Annotated in this window: 24 protein-coding genes; 11 read left to right on the forward strand and 13 right to left on the reverse strand. The window is 62.0% G+C overall.

All coding sequences use genetic code 11. The annotated features are described in order from the left end of the window. The first annotated feature begins 34 nt into the window (after positions 1 to 34). The 5 genes from ACSQ2A_RS07225 to ACSQ2A_RS07245 all read left to right on the forward strand — a co-directional run bounded on the left by ACSQ2A_RS07225 (position 35) and on the right by ACSQ2A_RS07245 (position 3610). Positions 35 to 514 (forward strand): endonuclease domain-containing protein, encoded by a 480-nt coding sequence (locus ACSQ2A_RS07225; protein WP_436071671.1) that lies wholly within the window; start codon positions 35 to 37, stop codon positions 512 to 514. Further along, positions 511 to 873, forward strand: a complete 363-nt coding sequence (locus tag ACSQ2A_RS07230; protein WP_436071672.1) for a winged helix-turn-helix domain-containing protein — start codon at positions 511 to 513, stop codon at positions 871 to 873. Before ACSQ2A_RS07225 ends, ACSQ2A_RS07230 begins: the two co-directional genes overlap by 4 nt. A gap of 68 nt (positions 874 to 941) precedes the next feature. Next, a complete protein-coding gene (gene modA / locus ACSQ2A_RS07235; protein ID WP_436071673.1) occupies positions 942 to 1670 on the forward strand; it encodes a molybdate ABC transporter substrate-binding protein in 729 nt (242 codons plus the stop codon). Beyond that, complete coding sequence (gene modB / locus ACSQ2A_RS07240) at positions 1667 to 2350, forward strand: molybdate ABC transporter permease subunit (protein WP_436071674.1); 684 nt, start codon at positions 1667 to 1669, stop codon at positions 2348 to 2350. The genes modA and modB overlap by 4 nt, the downstream gene beginning before the upstream one ends. A gap of 75 nt (positions 2351 to 2425) precedes the next feature. Next, on the forward strand, positions 2426 to 3610 hold the full coding sequence (locus ACSQ2A_RS07245; protein WP_436071675.1) for an alpha-hydroxy acid oxidase: 1185 nt from the start codon (positions 2426 to 2428) through the stop codon (positions 3608 to 3610). Here the strand turns inward: ACSQ2A_RS07245 and ACSQ2A_RS07250 are convergent. Further along, entirely contained in the window at positions 3607 to 4101 is a 495-nt protein-coding gene (locus ACSQ2A_RS07250; protein ID WP_295414631.1) for a response regulator, read from the reverse strand. The genes ACSQ2A_RS07245 and ACSQ2A_RS07250 overlap by 4 nt on opposite strands. A 196-nt stretch (positions 4102 to 4297) precedes the next feature. Between ACSQ2A_RS07250 and ykgO the strand changes: the two genes are divergently transcribed. Next, a complete protein-coding gene (ykgO, locus tag ACSQ2A_RS07255) occupies positions 4298 to 4423 on the forward strand; it encodes a type B 50S ribosomal protein L36 (protein ID WP_046144158.1) in 126 nt (41 codons plus the stop codon). Positions 4424 to 4638: 215 nt separating this feature from the next. Here the strand turns inward: ykgO and ACSQ2A_RS07260 are convergent, their stop codons facing one another. Then, positions 4639 to 5019 (reverse strand): RidA family protein, encoded by a 381-nt coding sequence (locus tag ACSQ2A_RS07260; RefSeq protein WP_436071676.1) that lies wholly within the window; start codon positions 5017 to 5019, stop codon positions 4639 to 4641. A gap of 9 nt (positions 5020 to 5028) precedes the next feature. Beyond that, on the reverse strand, positions 5029 to 5562 hold the full coding sequence (locus tag ACSQ2A_RS07265; protein ID WP_436071677.1) for a TetR/AcrR family transcriptional regulator: 534 nt from the start codon (positions 5560 to 5562) through the stop codon (positions 5029 to 5031). 142 nt (positions 5563 to 5704) lie between these two features. On the opposite strand from ACSQ2A_RS07265, the gene ACSQ2A_RS07270 reads away from it, so the two are divergent. Continuing rightward, positions 5705 to 6019: an EthD family reductase gene (locus ACSQ2A_RS07270; protein ID WP_436071678.1), complete on the forward strand. Its 315-nt coding sequence runs from the start codon at positions 5705 to 5707 to the stop codon at positions 6017 to 6019. A 216-nt stretch (positions 6020 to 6235) separates the two neighbouring features. Next, the gene (locus ACSQ2A_RS07275) at positions 6236 to 6682 is read left to right on the forward strand and encodes a DUF1579 family protein (RefSeq protein ID WP_436071679.1); all 447 of its coding nucleotides are present in this window, start codon (positions 6236 to 6238) and stop codon (positions 6680 to 6682) included. A 184-nt stretch (positions 6683 to 6866) separates the two neighbouring features. Here ACSQ2A_RS07275 and pyk read toward each other — a convergent pair whose 3' ends face one another. Together pyk and ACSQ2A_RS07285 are read right to left on the reverse strand one after the other, a co-directional pair. Then, positions 6867 to 8306, reverse strand: a complete 1440-nt coding sequence (gene pyk / locus ACSQ2A_RS07280; protein WP_295414624.1) for a pyruvate kinase — start codon at positions 8304 to 8306, stop codon at positions 6867 to 6869. Continuing rightward, positions 8303 to 8881 (reverse strand): DUF1036 domain-containing protein, encoded by a 579-nt coding sequence (locus ACSQ2A_RS07285; protein WP_295414623.1) that lies wholly within the window; start codon positions 8879 to 8881, stop codon positions 8303 to 8305. The genes pyk and ACSQ2A_RS07285 overlap by 4 nt, the downstream gene beginning before the upstream one ends. Before the next feature lie 174 nt (positions 8882 to 9055). Between ACSQ2A_RS07285 and ACSQ2A_RS07290 the strand changes: the two genes are divergently transcribed. Next, the gene (locus tag ACSQ2A_RS07290; protein WP_295414621.1) at positions 9056 to 9319 is read left to right on the forward strand and encodes a DUF2312 domain-containing protein; all 264 of its coding nucleotides are present in this window, start codon (positions 9056 to 9058) and stop codon (positions 9317 to 9319) included. 21 nt (positions 9320 to 9340) lie between these two features. On the opposite strand, the gene ACSQ2A_RS07295 is transcribed toward ACSQ2A_RS07290, so the two are convergent. Further along, positions 9341 to 9937 carry a hypothetical protein gene (locus tag ACSQ2A_RS07295; RefSeq protein ID WP_436071680.1) on the reverse strand — a complete coding sequence of 199 codons (597 nt, stop codon included), beginning with the start codon at positions 9935 to 9937 and terminating at the stop codon, positions 9341 to 9343. Further along, on the reverse strand, positions 9930 to 11084 hold the full coding sequence (locus ACSQ2A_RS07300; protein ID WP_436071681.1) for a hypothetical protein: 1155 nt from the start codon (positions 11082 to 11084) through the stop codon (positions 9930 to 9932). The genes ACSQ2A_RS07295 and ACSQ2A_RS07300 overlap by 8 nt, the downstream gene beginning before the upstream one ends. 159 nt (positions 11085 to 11243) lie before the next feature. Between ACSQ2A_RS07300 and ACSQ2A_RS07305 the strand changes: the two genes are divergently transcribed. After that, the gene (locus ACSQ2A_RS07305; RefSeq protein ID WP_436071682.1) at positions 11244 to 12383 is read left to right on the forward strand and encodes a glycosyltransferase family 2 protein; all 1140 of its coding nucleotides are present in this window, start codon (positions 11244 to 11246) and stop codon (positions 12381 to 12383) included. 71 nt (positions 12384 to 12454) lie between these two features. Here the strand turns inward: ACSQ2A_RS07305 and dxs are convergent, their stop codons facing one another. From dxs to ACSQ2A_RS07335, 6 genes are all read right to left on the reverse strand, one after another. Beyond that, on the reverse strand, positions 12455 to 14383 hold the full coding sequence (gene dxs / locus ACSQ2A_RS07310) for a 1-deoxy-D-xylulose-5-phosphate synthase (protein WP_436071683.1): 1929 nt from the start codon (positions 14381 to 14383) through the stop codon (positions 12455 to 12457). A 144-nt stretch (positions 14384 to 14527) separates the two neighbouring features. After that, positions 14528 to 16207 carry a DUF882 domain-containing protein gene (locus tag ACSQ2A_RS07315; protein ID WP_436071684.1) on the reverse strand — a complete coding sequence of 560 codons (1680 nt, stop codon included), beginning with the start codon at positions 16205 to 16207 and terminating at the stop codon, positions 14528 to 14530. Positions 16208 to 16402: 195 nt separating this feature from the next. After that, positions 16403 to 18103, reverse strand: coding sequence for a L,D-transpeptidase family protein (locus ACSQ2A_RS07320; RefSeq protein WP_436071685.1), 1701 nt, complete (start codon positions 18101 to 18103; stop codon positions 16403 to 16405). A gap of 408 nt (positions 18104 to 18511) precedes the next feature. Beyond that, positions 18512 to 19801, reverse strand: coding sequence for a beta-ketoacyl-ACP synthase II (gene fabF, locus ACSQ2A_RS07325; RefSeq protein ID WP_436071686.1), 1290 nt, complete (start codon positions 19799 to 19801; stop codon positions 18512 to 18514). Between the two features lie 64 nt (positions 19802 to 19865). Then, entirely contained in the window at positions 19866 to 20252 is a 387-nt protein-coding gene (locus ACSQ2A_RS07330; protein WP_436071687.1) for a MarR family winged helix-turn-helix transcriptional regulator, read from the reverse strand. Between the two features lie 235 nt (positions 20253 to 20487). Further along, a complete protein-coding gene (locus ACSQ2A_RS07335) occupies positions 20488 to 21327 on the reverse strand; it encodes an alpha/beta hydrolase (RefSeq protein WP_436071688.1) in 840 nt (279 codons plus the stop codon). A 131-nt stretch (positions 21328 to 21458) separates the two neighbouring features. Between ACSQ2A_RS07335 and ACSQ2A_RS07340 the strand changes: the two genes are divergently transcribed. Then, entirely contained in the window at positions 21459 to 22370 is a 912-nt protein-coding gene (locus ACSQ2A_RS07340; protein WP_436071689.1) for a LysR family transcriptional regulator, read from the forward strand. Positions 22371 to 22404 lie beyond the last annotated feature (34 nt).

Raw genomic sequence — 22404 nt, forward strand, 5'->3', positions numbered from 1 at the left:
CTCCCCCTTGCGGGGAGGGACGGGGAGGGGGACGTTGGGCAAGGCGCTGCGAAGAAAACTGAGAGCCCAACCGACTGTCGCCGAAATTCGGTTCTGGCGCCTTATTTTTCCACTCCGGACAGGCGGCTGGCACTTCCGCAAGCAGGTGCAACTCGGCGCCTACTATGTCGACTTTGCGTGCCTTCATGCTGGCCTGGTTGTCGAAATTGACGGTGACACGCACAGCATCGGACGCGTTGAACGAAACGACGAGACGCGCGACCGCTATCTTCGAGAGCGAGGGTTTGCCGTGCTGCGGTTCACCAATGAAGACGTGCTGAACCACCCCGATGGCGTCCATGAGGCGCTCGTGGCGGCGCTGGAGCGGCGGCCTAGCAGCCGTCGCGGGAGCCCCCCTCCCCAACCCTCCCCGCAAGGGGGAGGGTGCTCGGCCGGTGAATTTGACGAGATCGTGCCTCAAATACGATGCGACACCCTCCCCCTTGCGGGGAGGGTTGGGGAGGGGGGGCGATGAGCACAAATGCCTCCGGCCTCGGCCATCTGCGGATCGTCCTCAACGACAAGGCCTATGTCGGGCCCGGCCGTGCCGATCTGCTGGAGGGAATCGCCCGGACCGGGTCCATTTCTGCCGCCGGCAAGGAAATGGGCATGAGCTACAAGCGGGCGTGGGGGCTCGTGCAGGCGCTCAATGAAGGTTTTGGTCGACCGCTGGTGGAGACGGCACGGGGCGGGGCGGCTCAGGGCGGGGCGTTTCTTACCCCGCTCGGGGAAGAAGTGCTGGGCCGCTATCGCGCGATGCAGAAGGCGACAGAGGCCGCTATCGCCGATGATGTCGCGGTTTTGCGGCGGCTGATTTCCGATATATCCAAGTAAACATATCGCTTGCGTGGCAAATGGCTTTCGGCCATCGATATGGTCGATCAAACATATCGGAGGCTTCCTTGTCCCGTCTGCTGCTTTCTCTCGCCGTTGTCGCTGCCACGGCCAGTCCGGCCTTTGCCGAAACCGTCAATGTCGCCGTGGCGGCCAATTTCACCGCGGTTGCCGAACAGCTGGCAGAAATCTTTGAAGCCAAGGGTGAGCATCAGGTCGAACTGAGCTTTGGCGCGACCGGGCAGCTCTATACCCAGATCACACAGGCGGCGCCTTTCGGCATTTTCCTTGCAGCCGATGATGCCCGTCCGCAAAAGGCAATCGACGAGGGTTTTGCGGTCGATGGGACCTTTTTCATCTATGCCGAAGGCCGACTGGTGCTTTATGCGCCGGGTCGCGACGTGACCGATGGCGAGGCGGCACTGAAGGGCGACTTCAACAAGCTCGCCATTGCCGATCCGGCGGCTGCGCCCTATGGCAAGGCGGCGGTGGAAACCTTGACAGCGCTTGGTCTGCTTGAAACGCTGACGCCGAAACTGGTGCAGGGCGAAAACATTTCCCAGACGCTGCAATTTGTCGAAAGCGGCAATGCCGAACTGGGCTTTGTTGCGGCAAGCCAGGTGCTCGGCAAGGCCGACCAGTGGCTGGTGCCGGCCGAACTGCATGAGCCGATCGCCCAGGGCGCGGTGCTGCTCAAGACCGGCGAGACCAATCCGGCGGCCCTGGCCTTCCTTGATTTCCTCAAGTCCGATGAAGCCGTCGCGGTGATCGAAGCCTCTGGCTATTCGGTGCCATGATCGGTGGCGACCCGCTTCTCTCGGCCGTTCTGCTGACGCTGGCGCTGGCCGCCAGTGTCACCGGGGCTTTGCTGGTGGTCGGGTCGCCTCTCGCCTGGTGGTTGGCGCGTAGCCAATGGCGGGGCAAGGAAGTGGTGGGCGCCGTCGTCTCGCTGCCGCTGGTGCTGCCGCCGACCGTGCTTGGCTTTTATCTGTTGCTGGCGCTCGGGCCGAATGGTCCGGGCGGCGCAATTGCCGGGCTTTGGGGCGCGCGTACCCTGGCCTTTTCCTTTGGGGGCCTCGTCATCGGGGCCGCCATTGCCTCGCTGCCCTTCATGGTGCAGCCCCTGCGCAATGCCTTTGCCGCTATCGATGAAGACGTGATGGAGGCCGCCGATACGCTGGGGGCTTCGGCAAGGCAGCGCTTTGTGCGCGTGGCGCTGCCGCTCGCCATGCCCGGCTATCTCGTTGGCTCGATCATGGCCTTCGCCCATACGATGGGCGAGTTCGGCGTGGTGCTGATGATCGGGGGCAATATTCCGGGACAGACCAAGGTGTTGTCCATTGCCATCTATGACTTTGTCGAGCGGCTCGAATGGGAAAAGGCGCATGTTGTGGCCGGATGCATGGTGGCTTTTGCGTTCCTCGTGATTTTCTCGACGCTTGTGCTGGGGCGCAAGGTAGCCCAGCCAATGTCGTAGACCGTTTTCTAGTCACATTGACTACTAACATGTTAGTTGCTAGGGCAGGTCGAACGCGCTTTCGGAGCCTCGGCCATGACCGCCATCGACAAGATTCTCACCGTTGACGAAATGATGCGGGTGGCGCGCCGGCGCGTGCCAAAAATGTTCTTCGAATATGCCGATAGCGGTTCCTATACCGAGGGCACCTATCGCGAGAACGAGAGCGATTTCAACAAGATCAAGCTCAACCAGAAGGTGGCGGTCAATCTTGAGGGGCGCAACCTCAAGACCAAGATGCTGGGCAAGGAAATCACCATGCCTGTCGCGATCGCCCCGGCGGCAACCGGCGGCATGCAGACGGCAGATGGTGAGATCAAGGCGGCCAAGGCGGCCGAAAAGTTCGGCATTCCCTTTTCGCTCTCGACCATGAGCGTGTGCTCGATCGAAGACATTGCCGAGAACACCACGGCGCCGTTCTGGTTCCAGCTCTATGTGATGCGCGATCGCGACTTCATCAATCGCCTGATCGACCGCGCCAAGGCGGCAAAGTGCTCGGCGCTGGTGCTTACGATGGACCTGCAGATCCTTGGGCAACGCCACAAGGACATCAAGAACGGGCTGTCGACCCCGCCAAAGTTCACGCCCTATTCGATCTGGCAGATGATGCAGCACCCGCTCTGGTGTGCGCGCATGCTGGGCACCAAGCGACACACCTTCCGCAATATTGTCGGCCATGTCAGCGGCGACCATGATCTCGCGTCGCTCTCGGCCTGGACGGCCAGCCAGTTCGACCCGACGCTCAACTGGGGCGATGTGCGCTGGATCAAGGAACGCTTTGGTGGTCCCGTGATCGTCAAGGGCGTGCTTGATGCCGATGATGCGCAGGCGGCCATCGACAATGGCGCCGATGCGATCGTTGTTTCCAATCATGGCGGTCGCCAGCTCGATGGTGCGCCGTCGACCATTCGGGTTCTGCCCGAGATCGTCGACAAGGTCGGGCACAAAACCGAGGTTTATCTCGATAGCGGCATTCGCATGGGCCAGGACGTGATCAAGGCGCTGGCCTATGGCGCCAAGGCGACCTTTATTGGCCGGCCCATGCTTTATGGCCTGGGTGCCGGCGGGGAAGCGGGCGTGACGCGCGTGCTCGAAATCATCCGCAAGGAACTCGACACGACCATGGCGCTGTGCGGCGAGCGCGACATTCTCAATGTCGGCCTGCACAATATCTATTCGAACGACATGCCGCCGCGGAATGCGCCCAAGCCGCGCGCTTAGGTCTCAGTTTCAGAGACTGTGCGCTGATCAGCAATGCCGGCGGTGAGCTTGCGCCGCCGCCGGTCGGGCCCCGCATATTCCGGGGCCTCGATGAATTCGCGCGGTTTGATGTCGAGACCGGCAATGCGCTTTTGCAGGTCGGTCGCCGAGAATGGCTTTTTCAGAAATTCGCTGACGCCGGCATCGCGGGCTTCGGCAATGCGCGCAATATCGGGCGCTGAAGACATCATGATGACGGATGTGGTGCGGTTGGGGCTGTCGACATCGGTCCGCATCTGGCGCACCATTTCGACGGCGTCCGGTGGCCCCATCATGTCATCGAGGATGATGAGGCTATAGGAACGGCTGTCGAGCACGGCCTTCAACTCGCGTGGGTTCGTAATTTCCAGAACCATGCGATGGCCGAGGCCTCGCACCATGGCCGCGATCAGCGAGGCCATGTTTTCCACCGGATCGGCGATCACGACGCCGTGCTTGACGATTTTATCCATTCCCAGCCCCCTGGAACCGGCGGAAACTCTAGCCTGATAAGGCTGACCTGCCGGTTAACGGAGCCTCGTGAGGCCGGGCGTCGAAACGGGGAAAACTCTTGCTCAGGCGCGTTGACAGAGCCCAGCCTTTTCCCTATGAAGAGCGCAGTTTTCGGGCGCCTTGGCGCCCCTTTTGTTTGACCAGGGAATTAGACCGATGAAGGTAACCAACTCGCTGAAGGCGTTGATGACGCGCCACCGCGCGAACAAGCTCGTCCGCCGTCGCGGTCGTGTCTACATCATCAACAAGGTGGACAAGCGCTTCAAGGCCCGCCAGGGCTAAGCGTTTCACGCCTTGCAAAGTTTCGACAAGGCCCGCATGCGAATGCGGGCCTTGTTGTTTTTGGCGGCTGAGGGGTGGGAAGGAGACGGTCTGCTTTCAAGGCGAAGATTTCAATGAGCGGACGTCTAGCCAACTGACAGATACGTTGGTCGCGGTAGGCGCTATCTCTCAGCCTTACGTCAAGTTAGCAGCCGTTCGATGTGGACACACAGCCGTTAGGCTACAGCAACCGCCTCAATTTCTACTAGCAGCGCAGGACTCGCCAGTGCTTTGACGATCAGCAGTGTCGAGGCGGCGGGCGGTGAGGACAAAAGTTCGCCACCCGCCGCCATGAAGTCCTGCACGTGGGAAGGGTCGGTGAGATAGATCGTATTCTTCACGATATTGTTCCTGTCCATGCCGGCCTCGGCAAGAACCGCATTAAGATTGGCGATCGCTAATTTAACCTGCTGGCCAGCATCAGGTGGAACGCTGCCATCTTCAGCGACCCCGACCTGTCCGGACACGTAAAGGGTTCTGGAAAAGCCGGACACCTCTATCGCCTGGCTGTAGTATGGCGGGGTGGACAGGCTCGCTGGATTGACGGCCTTGTGCATTCTGTTCTCCTATGTTTGGGGACGTGAATCGCTTTGGGAGCGCAGATGGTCGAACTCGGCTGTCACAGCGGCTTTATAGGAGTCCGATAGCCGTCCGGCGCGCGTTAGCACCAGCAGGCCTTGGTAAAGCAGCACGACCCGTAGTGCGGCATGTTCATTTCCAGGGCCCATCTCAGCGTAGATGGCCCGACGTGCGGCTGCCTCAATGGTATGGAGCCCGCGCCCCGCGAAGGCGCCACCGACTCCCGCCGAGGCACCAAATTCGATAGCGGCATTTGTCACCATACAGCCGAACCCGTCCGAGAACGGCGGATTGAAGAGATCGAGAGCTACTTTCTCCAGATCATCGAGCGTCTGGGCGGAACCGATGCGCGGATCGATGACCTTCCGGAAGTAAAAATCGCAAACTGCAGCATACAGCCCTTCCTTGTCACCGTAGGCGTTATAGAGGCTACCCGAGCTGACCTGCGTGGCGGCTTCAAGCGCTTTAACTGTGAGACCAGCGTAACCGTGCTCACGAAAAGCCATCATCGCTCCGGCCATCACTGCTTCTTCGTCGAATGTCCGCCTACGTCCCATATCACTTTTCTAATGTGCTTATTTTAAAATATCTATACTAAAATAATCTTCCGCGCTACATAGGCCCCTCGAACGCTTGGAGAGGCGTTCAGGCAGGAGCCCCAACATGATCAAGATGAGTGTCTACTATCCGGCCGATGGCGGCTCGAAGTTCGATCACGACTACTACAGCACCCGCCATATGCCACTGCTCCAGCAACGGCTCGGCGCTGCCTGCCTGCGCTACGAGATCGATAAGGGCCTTGCGGGCCGCGAACCTGGAAGCGCGCCGGAGTTCGTCGCCGCGTGCCACGTCTACTCGCCGAGTTTGGCGACATTCCAGGAGGCTTTGGGGCCCCATCGCGCCGAGATCGCCGCGGACGTTGCCAACTATACGGATATCGCCCCCGTCGTGCAGATCAGCGAAGTCATTGAAGTGTAGTGGCTGCAGCGCCATGGCGCTTGCTAATGCCTTTGAACTCAAGAGCGGTCTTGGAGGTGCTGGCGGCGAGGGGGCACTTCGAGTTGGGAGCACCGCCATTCAATCCGGTACGCGGTCAGCCAAGAAAGCTGCCGTTTAGACCGACCAAAATTTTCTGGGTTGTGTCGAGGTATCATAGGTTCGTTCGTCTACAGTTTGGAACAAAAAGGAGCATCTATGACGCAGGCCAACTTTCCCTCCGAGCATCACCGCCGCCTGAACGTCCTTGCTGGTAGCTGGGACACCTCGATCACCATGATAGAAACCGACGGTACAGAAGGCGGCACCTCGCAGGCCAGCGACATCTATGCATGGATGCCAAACGGATACTTCCTCGTCCATGATGTCGACGCGATGATGGGAGCCCAACATGTGCAATCGACCGAAATCTTTGGCGTTGACCAAGCATCGGGCGCGTTCTTTAGCCGGAGTTACGACCCCGATGGCAGCACAAACGATTTTGTCTCCAGGATCGAGGGCCTCAATTACACAATTATCGGCAAGGTCCAGCGCTTCTCAGGGCATTTCTCTGACAACGGCAGGATGCTAGAGGGCGAATGGACACAACTCCAGGGGGATGATTGGAGGCCTTTCGTTCGCATAGTTCTTAAGAAGCGTTTGTAAGGTTAGTTGAAGAGCGCCGTTGTCGGCTGGGGCGGGCAACGGCAGCTTTCCGGCACTCACTGCTTTGCTGCTAAGGACCGCCATGGGGTCGCCTCTCGCCCTTCGGTCAGGTCGGCTATCCCACAAAATAGAAAAGGCCCCGAAGTGATCGGGGCCCTTTCTTATATTCAGGTGGCAGCTTGCCTTAGCTCGAACCGGCGCCGTCCTGGCGGACGAAGGCGATGCGGAGCATGTTGGTCGCGCCAGGGGTGCCGAGCGGGATGCCGGCGGTGATGGCGATGCGGTCGCCGGGGCGGGCAAAGCCCTCTTGGTATGCAATGACGCAGGCGCGATCGACCATGTCTTCGAGCGAGACCGCATCTTCGGTCTGCACGCAATGGACGCCCCACACCACCGACATGCGGCGGATGGTGCGCATATTGGGCGAAAGCACGATGATGGGCTTGCTGGGGCGCTCGCGGGCGGCGCGGATGCCGGTCGAGCCCGAGGCCGTGTAGGTGACGATGGCAGCAAGATCGAGCGTTTCGGCGACCTGGCGGGTCGCAGCCGAAATGGCGTCGGCGGCGGTTGCTTCCGGTTCGGTCTGGGCCGCGCGGATGATGTTGCGGTAGTTGGCGTCGCTTTCGACGGCAACGGCCACCTTGTTCATGGTCGCGACGGCTTCAATCGGGTACTGGCCCGATGCTGACTCGGCCGAGAGCATGACAGCGTCGGCGCCTTCGAAGACGGCGATGGACACGTCCGACACTTCGGCGCGGGTCGGGACGGGCGCAGTGATCATGGATTCGAGCATCTGCGTTGCGACGACCACCGGCTTGCCATAGCGGCGAGACATGCGGATCATGCGCTTCTGCAGGCCCGGAACGGTTTCGAGCGGCAGTTCGACGCCGAGGTCGCCGCGGGCGACCATGATGGCGTCGGACAGCTTCACGATCTCTTCGAGGCGATCGATAGCCTGGGGCTTTTCGATCTTGGCCATGACGCCGGCGCGGCCCTGGACGATCTTGCGCACGTCGATGATGTCTTCAGGACGCTGCACGAAGGAGAGGGCGATCCAGTCGGCTTCGGCCTTGAGGCCTTCCAAGAGGTCGGCATGGTCCTTTTCGGTGAGCGCACCGGTCGGGAGCAGCGTATCGGGCAGGGAAACGCCCTTCTTGTCCGAGAGCTTGCCACCATAGATGACTTCGGTCTCGATGACGCCGCCTCCGACTTTAGTCGCCTTGAGCTGGAGCTTGCCATCGTCCAAAAGGAGGCGGTCTCCGACAGAGACGCTTTCGATGATTTCCGGATGCGGCAGGTAGACGCGCTCGGAATTGCCGTTGTCGTTCTTGTCGCTGTCGAGCGTGAATTTCTGGCCCTGGACCAGGTTGACCGAACCTTCGGCAAACTTCCAGACGCGGAGCTTGGGGCCCTGCAGGTCGACCAGCACGCCGAGCGGGTGCTTCAGGCGCGCTTCGACATTGCGGATGCGCGCAACGGTCTGGTGCAGAAGCTCGTGGCTGGCATGGCTCATATTGATGCGGAATACGTCCGCACCGGCCTTTGCCAGTTCCTCGATCATCTTTTCCTCGTTGCTTGCGGGCCCGAGGGTGGCGAGGATCTTTGCGCGTCTGATCCGTCTCATTGCGTATCCGTGCTCTGTCTGTCTGGTGGTGGTGGCGGAAGGGGTACCACCTGATCGGCATTTTCGGGGTCAACCAGGAAGGCTGGCTCTTCGAGATCTTCACCGGCGTCCGGACCGACCACATTGGGCGCGCCCGCGCTTTCGGTCAGCTGCAGCGTCCAGTCCGTCCGGTTCTGGGTATCGATTTCAAAGAACCCGGTGCGCTCATAGCCCCGCGCGAGGCAATCCTCAACCCCGAATATTGTGAAGGTTTCATCACGCGTGCACATGAACACCTGGCCGTCCCAGGCGCCGCCGCCAATATCGTCGACGGCATAGAGGTAATAAAAGCGCCGTTGCAGGTCGCCTTGATAGAGGGTGCGGCAATCACCGGGCGGGGTTTGCCACCAGCCTTCACTCATCCAGCCACGTTCGGCGCGATAGCCAAGGGCCACGGAGAGGATATTGGCGGTCTCGTTGCAGATGCGGAGGTCCGCATAGGCCGGCGCGACCGGGCTTAGAAAAAAGCCACCCGCAAGAAGCGGCAAAAGCGTCGAGCCGAGGCAGAAGCGGTGCAAGAGCGGGCCATTGGTCATGGGAGATACCGGGAGTGTTTGAGCCGATGCGACAAGTCGGGTCAATGGCTAATGACGGGATTTGACGGAATTGCGGGCATGCAATGCGGTGATCTGTAGAGAATCGGCCAGTCAAGGGCTTGAACCGCGCGAGCCCATGGGGTTCAAGACAGCCAGAACAAAAAGAGGTTTACGATGGCCGTCGAAGACAGCGTCGCCCAGGACCAGCTCCGCGCCTTTATCGAGCGCATCGAGCGGATGGAAGAAGAAAAGGCCGCTATCGCGGCTGACATCAAGGAAATCTACGCCGAAGCCAAGGGCAACGGCTTTGATACGAAAATCCTGCGCAAGATCGTGACGATCCGCAAGCAGGACGCCAATGAGCGTATGGAGCAGGAAGCCATACTCGAGCTCTACATGTCGGCGCTCGGCATGATCGAAGGCGCTTCCGACCACTAAGGCTTTTGCGGCTCAGCCCGGTCAAGCCGGGCTGAGCGACGCAGCGGTGAGTTTTACCGAGCGCCAATAGGTGTTCGAAACCCGCTTTCCCGGCGAGATGGCATCGGGATAGTCGAATTTCAGGTCGACAAAGCCATCATCATCCAAAGCACCTGCCGGGATTGAAATGACAAAACGCTCGGTCTGGTCGGGCGTTACCGCGACTTCGCCGATGTCATGGCCATTGGCCGAGATGAGAACACGCTGCTGGGCGGGCCCCGGCAGGGTGACGCCGGTCAATTCCAGCATCAGGGTCAGCGGGCCCTTTGCGTCGATAGCAAAGCGCAGGCGCGAGGTTTCGCCGACCGAATGGGTGCCGTCGCCGGCGGGGCCAGTCCAGCCGCAGGGGCGAAGTTCGCGCGTTTCGTCGCCTTCCGAGCGGAAATTCAGTTCCGTACCCAGCACATATTCTCCCGTAACCGGCTGCGGCAGGCAGGTGGTGGTGCGGTCGATATAGTAGGCGCGATAGTCGGCTGAGACATTGGGATGCAGCGCCTGCCAGAGGACGGCGAGCTCGAAGAGGGCGAGGATGGCCGCGAGGGCATAGGCGCCGAGGGTCAGCGGCGAGCGATCAGACAAGCGCAACATTGCCTCCGAGCCAAGCAAGGGTGACGAACCAGGCGCCGATGATCAGGCCGATGAGGCTGATGGCGAAAATCACGCGGTTTTTGCCCAGGATCGTTGCCGCTGTGATGGTGATCGGCGCCAAGCCGGCCATGAAGCGCAGCATGGAGGCAAGGCCGGCCGCGAGCGGGATGATGATGCAGAAGAGGCAGAAGACCACGGCGGGCCACTGCTTGCGCCAGGCGAGGACACCGGTGATGACGAGGCCGGTGACGGCGGCGAGGGCGAGGATCTGGGAATTGCTCAGCAGGGCGCCGCCATTCGGCCAATTGACGAGACCTTCCCACAGATAGGTCGCGGGATTGGCAATCTGGCGGCCCCAGGCGCGCTGGGTGTGGCTGAAGGCAAGGCCATCGCCGATCCAGTAATTGAGGAAGGCCGCATAGGTGAAAAAGCCGAGCGGCGAGATGAAGATGGCAAGGACGAGCTTCGGTTGCCCGAGAAGGCCGCCCACAATGCCGCGCCACGTCCCCTTGTCCTGCCGGTAATCCATCAGCGCTTTCACGCCGATGGAGAGCGAGGCGAAGACACCGACGATGCGCGTGCCAGAGAGCAGGGCTGCGGAGGCGGCGGCGCCGAGATAGTCGGAGCGGCCGAGGAAGCGGAAGACCAGGGTCGTCAGGAGGACGAACATCACCTCGGTGAAGAAGGTGGTGAAATAGAATGAGACCGGGCCGGACAGCATGAAGGCGGCATAGAGCGTGTAGGCCCTGATGTTTCGGCCGAGGAGCGGCCAGGCGACGACGACGGCGGCATAGGCCGTGGCAATCGAGAGCAGGCTTGCCAGCACGATGGTGGGAAGCGGGATAAGCTTGCCGATCAGCCCGACGAGGATCGGGTAGAACGGGAAGAAGGCCCAATTGCCCGCGGAGACACGCGAGGGCACCGGGAAAGTGTCATAGCCGGTTTCGGCCATGCGGATGTACCAGGTGCAATCCCAACGGCAGAGCGCGTCGAAATACTGCGTCCATTCGGTGTCAGGCTCGGCATAGCGGAAGGCGAGGAAGCGGATCAGCGTGCCGCTCAGCACGAAGATGAGCGGCAAAAGCAGGACTATCGCAGTGGGTCGGTCCTGCCTGAAATCGGTACTGGGGGAATGCACGGCGCCTCCAGCCATGAGGGGAATGTGTGGATTGGCACAAAGCGCTGCGGGCCACATCTGCGCTGGGCGCAACCCTGCTATGAAATCTATCCCACGCAACTTTAAGTGCGCGGCGTGCTTTTAAGGGAAATGCCCCGCAGCCAGAGTGCTCAAGAAAAAATGTCGAACGGCCCCATCCAAGAAGCCAGCGTCGCACTTCATACCAATTTCCGTCCCCCGCAGCTTGCTGTCATCGTCCCCTCCTATAATGAGCGGGGCAATATCGAGTTGCTTTACGAAAAAGTCGCGCTGGCGCTGGGCGACACGCCCTGGGAAATGATCGTCGTCGACGACAATAGCCCCGACGGGACGGCTGACGTCGTCAATGAGCTGAGCCGGGTCTACGCCAATATCCGCTGCGTCCGGCGTTTTGGCCGCCGGGGCCTTGCTTCGGCCTGTGTCGAAGGCATGGCCGTTACCGCGGCGCCCTATGTGGCTGTCATCGATGCCGACCATCAGCATGACGAAACCATCCTTCCCAAGATGCTGGCTGAGGCAATCAATGGCGCTGATCTCGTCGTCGGTTCGCGCTTTGCCGAGGGCGGCTCGGCCGGCGATGGCCTCAGTGCGACGCGCCTTTCGGGCAGCAATCTTGCCAATCGCCTTGCCGGCATGATTGCCGGGCAGGCGGTCAGCGATCCGATGAGCGGCTTTTTCCTGATGCGCCGCGAGGCGGCACTGGAAGCGGCGCCAAAACTCGCCAGCGACGGGTTCAAGATTCTCATCGATCTGATCGTGACCTCGGCCCGCATGGGCAAGCCGCTCAGAATAGCCGAAGTGCCCTATACGTTCCGTCCGCGCCATGCGGGCGAGAGCAAGATGAACCCGCTGATCGTGATCCAGTATCTCGGTCTCTGGGTCTCGAAAATGACGGCCGGCGCGCTGCCGCCTAGCTTCCTGCTGTTCGGTCTTGTGGGAGGCACCGGCGTGGTGGTGCACCTTGCGGCGCTGGCGCTCTTCACCTCGATCTTTGGTCAGGGCTTTGTAGTGTCGCAGATCGCGGCGACGCTGATCGCCATGGGCTGGAATTTCGTGCTCAACAACAACCTGACCTATGCCGATCGCAAGCTGAAGGGCACGCGGCTGGTCACGGGCTTTTTGAGTTTTTGTGCGATCTGCGCGCTGGGTGGCATTGCCAATATTTCGGTCGCCAATGCGATCTACCAGTGGGATCACCAGACTTTTGTGGCGGGCCTCTCCGGCGCGATCATGAGCTCGGTGTTCAACTATGCCGTGACTCGCGCCTTTACCTGGAAGTAAGGCGAGGGCTTCACCCCAAGCAAAAATCCCCGCGCGAGCGGGGATTTTTTTGTGCGCTTTTTGGGACCGGACTAGGCCTGTGCGAGGGCCGCCTTCATGGCGGCTTCGTCGTAGCCGAGGGCGGTCAGTGCCGTCTGGACGATGCCGTGGCGGTCGAGGCCGGCGGCGGCGTACATGTCGGACTGGCTCGAATGCTCGTCGAAGCGATCCGGGATCATCAGCGGGCGGAAGCGCACCTTGCCATCGAGGAAGCCGTTCGAGGCGAGGAAGGTTGCGACATGGCTGCCAAAGCCGCCGAGGCCGCCTTCTTCGGTCGTGATCAGCACGTCGTGGGTCTGCGCCAGGTGGGCGGTCAGTTCTTCGTCGAGCGGTTTTAGGAAGCGCGCATCGGCGACGGTCGGGTTGAGACCGAGGGCGGCGAGCTTGTCGGCGGCGGCCATGACTTCGCCAAGGCGCGTGCCATAGGAGAGGAGGGCAATGGTGCTGCCCTGGCGCACGATGCGGCCTTTGCCGATGGGCAGGATCTCGCCACGGGCGGGCATGTCGACGCCCATGCCGTCGCCGCGCGGATAGCGGAAGCTGATCGGGCCGGCATCATAGGCGGCGGCGGTCGCAACCATATGGCGGAGTTCGGCTTCGTCTGATGCGGCCATCTGCACGATGCCGGGAATGGCACCGAGATAGGCATTGTCATAGTTGCCGGCATGGGTCGGGCCATCGGCGCCGACAAAGCCCGCGCGGTCGATGGCAAAGCGCACCGGCAGGCCCTGGATGGCGACGTCGTGGATCACCTGGTCATAGGCGCGCTGCAGGAAGGTCGAATAGATGGCGCAGAAGGGGCGCATGCCTTCGCTGGCAAGGCCGGCCGCAAAGGTGACGGCGTGCTGCTCGGCAATGCCGACGTCGTAGATGCGCGTGGGGAAGAGTTCAGCGAACTTGTCGAGGCCAGTGCCGTTGGGCATGGCGGCGGTGACGGCAACGACGCGCTTGTCGGCCTCGGCTTCCTGGATGAGGCTCGATGCAAAGACCGAGGTATAGGAGGGCGCATTGGACGGCGCCTTGGTCTGGGCGCCGGTGATGACGTTGAACTTTGAGACGCCGTGATATTTGTCGGCCGAGTTTTCGGCAGGGGCATAGCCCTTGCCCTTCTTGGTCACGACATGGATCAGCACAGGGCCCTTTTCCATCTCGCGCACATTGTCGAGCACAGGAAGCAGGTGGTCGAGATTGTGCCCGTCGATGGGGCCGACATAGTAGAAGCCGAGTTCTTCGAAAAGCGTGCCGCCGGTAAAGAACGAACGGGCGAATTCTTCGGTCTTGCGGGCCGGCTCGTGTAGCGGTTTTGGAAGCTTGCTGACGATGGATTTTGCTGCGTCGCGGGTGCCGCGATAGGCCGGGCTCGAAACGAGCTGGGCGAGATAGGCACGCAGGGCGCCGGTCGGCGGCGCGATCGACATGTCATTGTCGTTGAGGATCACAACGAGGCGGGCATCCATATCGCCGGCATTGTTCATGGCTTCATAGGCCATGCCGGCAGACATGGCGCCATCGCCGATAACGGCGACGACATTGCGCGGCGTGCTGAGATGCTCGCTGGCGACGGCCATGCCGAGGCCCGCGGAAATCGACGTGGAAGAGTGGCCGGCGCCAAAGGGGTCGTATTCGCTTTCGGCGCGGCGGGTGAAGCCGGAAAGGCCATCCTTCTGGCGCAGGGTGCGGATACGGTCGCGGCGGCCAGTCAGGATCTTGTGGGGATAGGCCTGGTGGCCGACGTCCCAGATGATGCGATCGTGCGGCGTGTCGAAAACCGCGTGCAGGGCGACCGTCAGTTCAACCACGCCGAGGCCGGCGCCGAGATGGCCGCCGGTGACGGAAACCGCATCGACCATTTCGGTGCGCAGTTCATCGGCAAGCTGGCGCAGCTGCTCGCGAGGAAGGGCGCGCAGGTCGGCGGGCGATTGGACCGTGTCGAGCAACGGAGTTTGCGGCTTTTCGGCCAAGCGGGGGCTCCTTGGGAAGCGGCGGCAACACGAGTTCTTTAGGCGCGTGCCTGTGCCAATGCAAGGACCGGCACCACGCGGCGCCGGTCACATCAAACGCTTGAAATCAAAGAAAGTGGCGCGGATGCGGCACCTGGCCGCGTTTTAGTTGGTCGCCGGTGCGAAACGGCGATTTCCGCCCATGGTCGTGTCTTCGCCGGCACCCATGACGATGACATAGCGGCCCATTTCCGGGGTCGGGTCGAAATCGGCCTCGTCGCGATCAAAGATCACGGCGAAATGGTTCGAGCTGAGGCTGGCGGGCGCGGCGAAAACGTCGGCGACGTGCTCGAAATCGGGGGCGACAAGATCCGGCTTGCGCATGCCATCGGCAACCGGGCGCGAGACGTGGCTGGTGAGGGCCGCGACGAGATCGGCTTCCTGGGCCGCTTCGGCAGCGGTGAAGGTGCCGGAGAAGAGGTTGGCCATCTCGTTCTGGGAGGGCGGCAGCGCCGTCAGCTCGGTCGGCATTGGGGTGCCGACGGAAGCCAGAACGGAGCGCGAGGCGGCGGGCGTTGCCGGGATGGAGCCAGTCACGGTCGGGCCGAGCGAGGCGATCACCGGACGGCCGAGGCCGGTGGGTGCGGCTGCATAGGCCGTGAGCGTGACTTCTGGCTCGGCCGCGCGGAGCGGCGGCATGGGCGTCGGCGGTTCAGTGAGCGCGGCGAGGGCCGTTACCGCATCACCGGCCGGCAGAGCCGAGGCGGTGGCGACGCGCAGGGTTTCGGACTTCATCGCCGGGATCGGCGCCATCACGGGCGTTGTCAGTTCCGCGGCATCGAGCGGCGCGCTGCCGACGGTCGAAAAGGGCATGAAAGCGGGGTCGGCCGGGACCGGGGCCACGGCGGCCGACTGCGGTGCAGCCGCAGCAACCATCATGCTGGCCGGGCGCGGGGCGGGGACGGGAGCAAGATCGGAGGTGGCAGTTTGCGGCGCCACGGCGGCAACCTGAACCGGGGCAGGGGCTGCTGCAGCGACGGGGGCGGGGGCACTGCCCGGCTTGCCGCCAAAGAGCACGTCCATCAGCGTCTTGCCATTGCCGCCGCCGGCATCGGCCACCATGGTGCCTGAGGAACCGCGGCCGTTGCAGGGATAGGCGTGGCACTGTTTCCACTCGGCGAGGGCGATGTTGTAGCCTTCCTGCGAGAGCGGCTTGCCGTCGGTCGGCAGGTGCATGGTGCGGCCGTCGGGGAAGATTTCTTTCAATTGCGCGCGGGTCATGCGCGGCCAGGCGCGGACCGAGCCGACGTCGAGATGGACGAAGGGGCTGCCCGAGGTTGGGTAGAAGCCGACGCCGCCGACCTGCTTACTCATTGCCACAGCACGTAATTTTGCCAGCGGCACGCCGGGGATGAAGAAATCCATCGCAGTGCCGCGCATGTGCTGGGAATTGTCGGCGACGCCCGAAGACTTGTCGGCCAGCATGGCATTGGTGGCGGGGGAGCGGTAAGCGGAGACGACGTTGATCGGCTGTGAGCCGCCAACCTCTTGATAAACCTCCCAAATCAGGTCGAAGAGGCGGGGGTCCATCTTGGTGGGTTCGTTGCGGCGCCAGTCGCGCAGGAACTGGTTGAGCTCGTTAAGGCCCGATTGCACATATTGACCATTGCGCTTGAAGACGATGCGCGAGGTTTCCTTGGTGTGCGTATAGTAGAGATAGAGCGCGCGCTCGGTCGCGGCCAGCGCCGGTTGCACGGCAAAAATGCCGGTCAAACAAATAGTTACAAGCGTCGCTGCGACATAACGCAGAAAAACACCACGCTGCAAAAAGGAAATCCCCGTCACGCCTAACTCTGCCCGGTTCAATGCCAGTATCGTTCGACGCTAGCGCAAAAATCGCTCGATTTTATTAACGCTAACCAGTTGTGAACCGACCGTAGGCCCCCTCACGCCTTCGTTATTTAAGGGCAAAAGCGGGCGCAACCAAGGCGAAAATGCTAACAGACTGTTACCGTCGAGCGCAGCCGCGGACACATTTGGTTACGGAGAGAGCTCTTCGGGGACGCTCTCGACCTCGGCCACGATGGTGGGCGGGGCGGAATTGGCAAGGCCCATGGCTTCGATCAGCTTTTCATTGTGACCGTAGACGTCGCCAAAGTTGCGGATCGCCCCGTCGGTGCCGACGCGCAGGGTGAAGTAGGCGAGGTGCACCGGAATCTGGGTTTCCGGGTTCACCCAGCGCTCGGAGGGGCCGAACATGGCTTCGAGCGAGGCGCGGCTGATCTTGGCCTCATTGGCCATCAGTGCATCGGCAAATTCGAACGGGTTTTCGACGCGGATGCAGCCATGACTGAAGGCGCGGAAGGAGCGGGCGAAAAGCGACTTAGACGGCGTATCGTGCAGATAAACGTCGTGCTTGTTAGGGAAGAGGAACTTGATCTGGCCAAGGGCATTGCCGGCGCCGGGGCGCTGGCGGACCTTGAAGGGGAAGTAGGACGTGGAAACCTGCGACCAATCCACCTGCCAGGGGCTGACCGGCGTGCCGTTATAGAGCAGATCCATATTGTGGCTATCGGTATAGCCCGGATTGCGCAAAACGGCCGGGGCGATCTCGCCCTTGATGATCGAGGACGGGACGTTCCAATAGGGATTTACGACCAGGTGCCGGATATTGTCCGAAAAAATCGGGGTCTGGTTCTTGGTGGTGCCGACGACGACGCGGGTGCCGTATTCCTCCACGCCATTGCGCTGAATGGAGAGGCGGAATTCGGGGATGTTGACGAAGACGTTGAACTGGCCGAGGTCGGCCGGCATCCAGCGCCACCGTTCCATATTGGCCAGAATGTCTTCGCGGCGCGTGGCATTGCCGCCATTGAAGGCGGCGATGGTTGCCGGCCCGATAATGCCATCGACTTCGAGGCCGACACCTTCCTGGAAGGTTTCGACGGCGGTGACGAGGGCATCGTCATAAAGGGTTGAGGCCCCTGCGGGCAGTTCGAGCCGGGCGCGGATGGCGTGCACGCGGGCATCGGTGCCGCCGGGACGAAGCACCGGGCCATCGTCGATGGGCGCGGGGCGGGCCGTGGTGCTGGCCTCGAAATTGGCAAGGGCCGCCTTGAGGGCCAGGAATTCGGGATGCTTTGGCTCAAGCTCGGCAAGGATCGGGGCCGGGTCCTGACTCTGGGCGAGGCGCTCGAGAAGGGCTGCCTGGTCGAGGGTTTTTGGCTGGATGTCGAGGTTTTCGCTGACCGACTGAGGACGGATGCGACCATTGTAGAGATGGTTGGCATAGCGCAGGACGGCGCCGGAAAAGGCGGTTTCGAGGCCGGCAAGAGCAAGCGGGTCGGTGCTGCTGGCGCGGGCGAGGTCGATATCAGGCGTCAGATAATCGCTGGGGCGCAGGCCTTCGGTATCGGCCTGTTCAAAGAGGGCGATGATCTTCTGGGCGGCAGGCGAGAAGGTGACCTTGCCACCGGCGGTTTCGCTGAGCCAGATCGGCTCGAAGTGGCGCTCGCCGTAGAGGAAATAGAGCTTTTGCGCTTCTTCATAGGCGCGCGAACCGGTCTTGGCCGAGCCATAGGCAGAGGAGAGGCCGGTCTTGATGGTGCGGGCCAGATCGTTCTGCGGCGGAGCGATGACCACGGGCTGAATGGCAAGGGCGGCCACTTCCTGGCCGATTGCCGAATGGCCAATAGAGGTCGCAGCAAGCACTGCAACGAGACTGACCAATAGCTTACGCATCTTCGCTCCTAATCACGCCGGAAACGCCTGCGAATCCAAGAGATTCGGGCGCAACTGGAGTAAATTCATTACTCATGAAACCTTAACGGGAGCAATCGCTCCCATAAACGTGATGTTCATCTGTGGCCGAGAGGCAACGCGCGGGCGGGAGGGGCGTGGGAGAGAGTTTTCTCCAAGCCCTTGTTTTGTCGTGGGTTCGTGGGAAAGGCGGGCCGCCCTGCCGCAATAGAACAGGGCGGCCTGCGTCCATGTGGACGGACATTTTCGCTGTCGTCGTTGTGGGCTCGTCCTTGCAGATCGTCACCCTCGGGCTTGAACCGAGGGCTCTCTACTCGCTGCGCAATAGCGAAGTGAAGTGTCCTCGGGTTAAGCCCGAGGATGACGTTCAGCGCGAGCGCCTAGCTCGTTCTATTCCCTCGGGGCCTTGCCGAAGATCAGCGCGGCGTTGACGCCACCAAAACCGAAGGAATTGGAAAGGGCATAGTCGAGTTCTTTGGCGCGAGGCTGGTTGGGGACGAGGTCGAAGGGGGCGGCTTCTTCGATCGGGTCTTCGAGATTGATGGTGGGCGGGAGCTGGCCTGTTTCGAGAGCCTTGATGGAGAAGACCGCTTCGAGGGCGCCGGCAGCGCCGAGGAGGTGACCGGTCGCCGACTTGGTCGAGGAGATGGACAGATCCTTGCCGCGGCCGGTGAAGACGGCGGCGAGCGCGGCGATTTCGGCTTGGTCGCCGACGGCCGTGGACGTGGCGTGGGCGTTGACGTAGCCGATCTGGGACTGGTCGAGGCCGGCCATGGAGAGCGCGTTGCGGATGGCGACCTGGGCGCCGGCGCCGTCGGGTGCGCCGGCGGTCAGGTGATAGGCGTCAGCCGAGGTGCCGTAACCGGCAAGGACGGCGAGCGGCTTGGCGCCGCGGGCGCGGGCGTGGCTGAGCTTCTCGATGACGATTGTGGCGGCGCCTTCGGAGAGAATGAAGCCGTCATGACCCCTATCGAAGGGGCGCGATGCCTTGGCGGGATTATCCGCATGGGACGCCGAAAGAGCGCGGGAGGCGCCGAAGCCGCCGAGGGAGATGGGATCGACCGAGCCTTCGGCGCCGCCGACGACGGCCACTTCGGCTTCGCCGGTCATGATCAGACGCATGCCATCGCCGATGGCCTGGGCCGAGGCGGCGCAGGCGGTGACCGGGGTGCCGATGGGGCCGCGGAAACTATGGATGATCGAGAGCCAGCCAGCGGCAAGATTGGCGAGGAACGAGGGAACGGTGAAGGGCGAGAGACGGCGTGGGCCCTTGGTGTTGATGGTTTCAACGGCGCGGGCCATGACCGGGGAACCGCCGACGCCGGAGCCGATGATGGTGGCGGTGGCGGCCTGGTCTGCCGGGTTTTCAGGGTGCCAGTTGGCCTGATTGAGAGCCTCGGCGGTGGCGGCGATGGAATATTGGATGAAGACGTCCATCTTCTTGATGTCCTTGCCGTCGATATGATCGGCGGGATCAAAGCCGGCTTCGTCATTGGCCTTGGACGGGACGAGCCCGGCAATGTGGGACACAAAATCGGTGGTGTCGAAGCGGTCATTGCGGACGACGCCGCTGCGGCCGGCGAGGAGACGCTGCCAATTGGTTTCGACGCCGACGCCGAGAGGGCTCACCACTCCCATGCCGGTAACGACGATGGGGTCCTGGGGATCGGGGCGCAGCATGTCTTTGTCTCCTGTGTATATGCACGATTTGATGTGCAATTGGGGCGAATTGAGGGTCTTGGGCCTAGAGTTTGGCGAGGTGGCGGAGGCCGGTAAGTGTCGTTTGGAAGTCGGGGTCGGCGAGCAGGGAGCGTAGTTCGTCCTGGGCCTGGCGCCAAATGGGCACGGCGGCATCGAAGACCTTTCGGCCTTCGGGGGTGAGGGTGATGCGGCGCATGCGGGCGAGGTCGCCGGGGCCGGCGGAGACCAGTTTGCGGCGTTCCAGTACGGCGAGGTTTCGCGACAGGGTTGTGCGGTCTACGGCGAGAAAGTTCGCCATCTCGGTGATCGAGGCGGCGGAATTGGTGCTCAGTGTGCCGAGGATATTGAACTGGGCGGCGGTGATGCCGACGCTGCGCAATTGGTGATCGGCGCGACGGGTCAAAGCCCGCGCCGCTTTGCGCGTATTCATGATCAGGCAGTCGTTGAGCGCGTACTCCATGGGCGCTGATTTAGGTCGTGCATATGCACATGTCAAATTTGCCCCTTGATCCCTTTGAAGCTTGTCGGGGGCAGTGCACTTACGACGCGTCGCTACCCCCACCCTTAATCCCTCCCCACAAGGGGGAGGGAGACGAAGGAGCCGTGTCGTCGAGGCAAGTGCGTTCCTCGGCAACAAGATGAGTCCAGAGCGAAAGGTCCACCGTTCAGGTGGGCCGGCTGTCCAGCCAGGCCAAAATCCGGGTGACGACTTCGCCATATCGCTGGCCGACCAGAAGGCCGGTATGGGTGGTTCCGGGCAGGCCAAAATACTCGCTGCGCGTGTGCAGGGCGAGAGCCTGGCCGCGCAGGTCATCGTCGGGATGGTTGATGGCGCTGATGACGAGGGAGGGACAGGTGATATTTTCGCCCGCCACGGAGATGCCGGTTTCGCCATAGGGACGGGCGAGATTGCGGAAGACGTTTGCGGCTTCGAGCGAAAGGTATTTGCGCTGGAAGGCGATGTCCTCAAGCGTTTCGTCTAGGCTGCTGTTTTCGGGGCGGAGCGGCGCGGGAACCACCAGCCCGGTAATCGGGGAGGGCGGGTGAGCGTAGGGCACCATGGCATGCACCTGGCTCGGAATGCTGGAATCGATGAGAACCAGGCCCGAAAGGGACGTGCTTTCCGCTGTTTTCAGGCTGAGAAGCCCGCCCATGCTGAAACCCACAAGGATTGGGGCGACCTGGTAGCCATCGACGATGGTGTCGATGGCGAGCTCGATGTCGGCGAGATAATCGGCAAAGACCACGCGCGAGAGATCGACCGAGCGGCTTTTGTAATGGCCGCGCAGGTTGAGATAGAAGGAGTCCGAGCCGTGCGCGATGAAGTGGGGAATGTATTTGGCCCACATCCAGCTGCCCGTGAAGGCGCCGTGGACGAAGAGAAGGGGTGGGCGATTGCTATGCTCGTCGGCCGATCGCTTGCCGCGATGGAGTTCGACGAAGAGGTCGTTTGGCCCGAGATGGCAGATGTCGGCCGCTGGCAGATTTCTGGTGTAGTCGCTCATGATCGCCTCCCCGGACGGCGGGCCGCATGTGTGCACTGAACTCGTGCGTTTGAAGATATGACATCCTGAGAGGCGGATAATTGCGGCTGATATCGCTTCATTACGGACAAAAAATCTGCAATAAGCGGGGCATGGAAAGCTTTGCCAGCATTGCCGCCTTTGTTCATGCCGTGGAGCAGCAGAGTTTTGTCGGCGCCGCCCGGATCGTGGGTGTGTCGCCCTCGGCGATCGGCAAGGCGATCCATCGGCTGGAGAGCCGGCTGGGCGCGCGGCTGATGAACCGCACAACGCGCAGCATCAGCCTCACCGAGGAAGGCACGATGCTCTATGAGCGGTATCGGCGCATTCTCGATGACGTCAGGGACGCCGAGACCTCCATTCTGAACAGCCGCGCTGAGCCGAGGGGACGATTGCGCGTGTCGCTGCCCCATATTGTCGGGCATCACCTGTTCATGCCGCACTTGCCCGCCTTCATGGCGCGCTATCCCGAGATCGAACTCGATCTCGAATTTGAAGACCGGGTGGTCGATATCGTGGCCGAGGGGTTTGATGTGGTGGTGCGGAGTGGCGAGCTCAGCGATGCCCGGCTGATCGCCCGCCAGATCGGGCGGCAGCATTTCGTGGTATGCGCGAGCCCCAACTATCTTGCGGAAAGAGGCGTGCCGAAGGCGCCGGACGACCTGCTTGGGCATGCCTGTATTCGCTTCAAATATCCTTCAAGCGGGCAATTGGCGCAGTGGGCCTTTGCGCCGCCGCATGACCGGATGCTGCTGCCGCGCACCATTGCCTTCAACAATACCGATGCCGGATTGCGGGCGGCGCGCGACGGCCTGGGTCTTGCCCATCTGCCGGTCTATGTCGCGAGGCCGCATATGGAGGACGGGTCGCTGGTGCCGGTGCTCACCGCTCATATGGTGCCGCTCGGTTCGCTGGCGCTGGTCTGGCCGAGCAACCGCCAGCTTTCGCCCAAGATCCGCGCCTTTGTCGACTTCGTGGTCGATGAGATCGCGGTCAGGGGAGAGGCTTTTTCGCCGGTCTTGTGATGGGCCGGGGCGCCCGCTGGGGGTGCGAGAGGCT

The sequence above is a fragment of the Devosia sp. LjRoot3 genome (assembly GCF_964252865.1).
GTDB lineage: Bacteria > Pseudomonadota > Alphaproteobacteria > Rhizobiales > Devosiaceae > Devosia.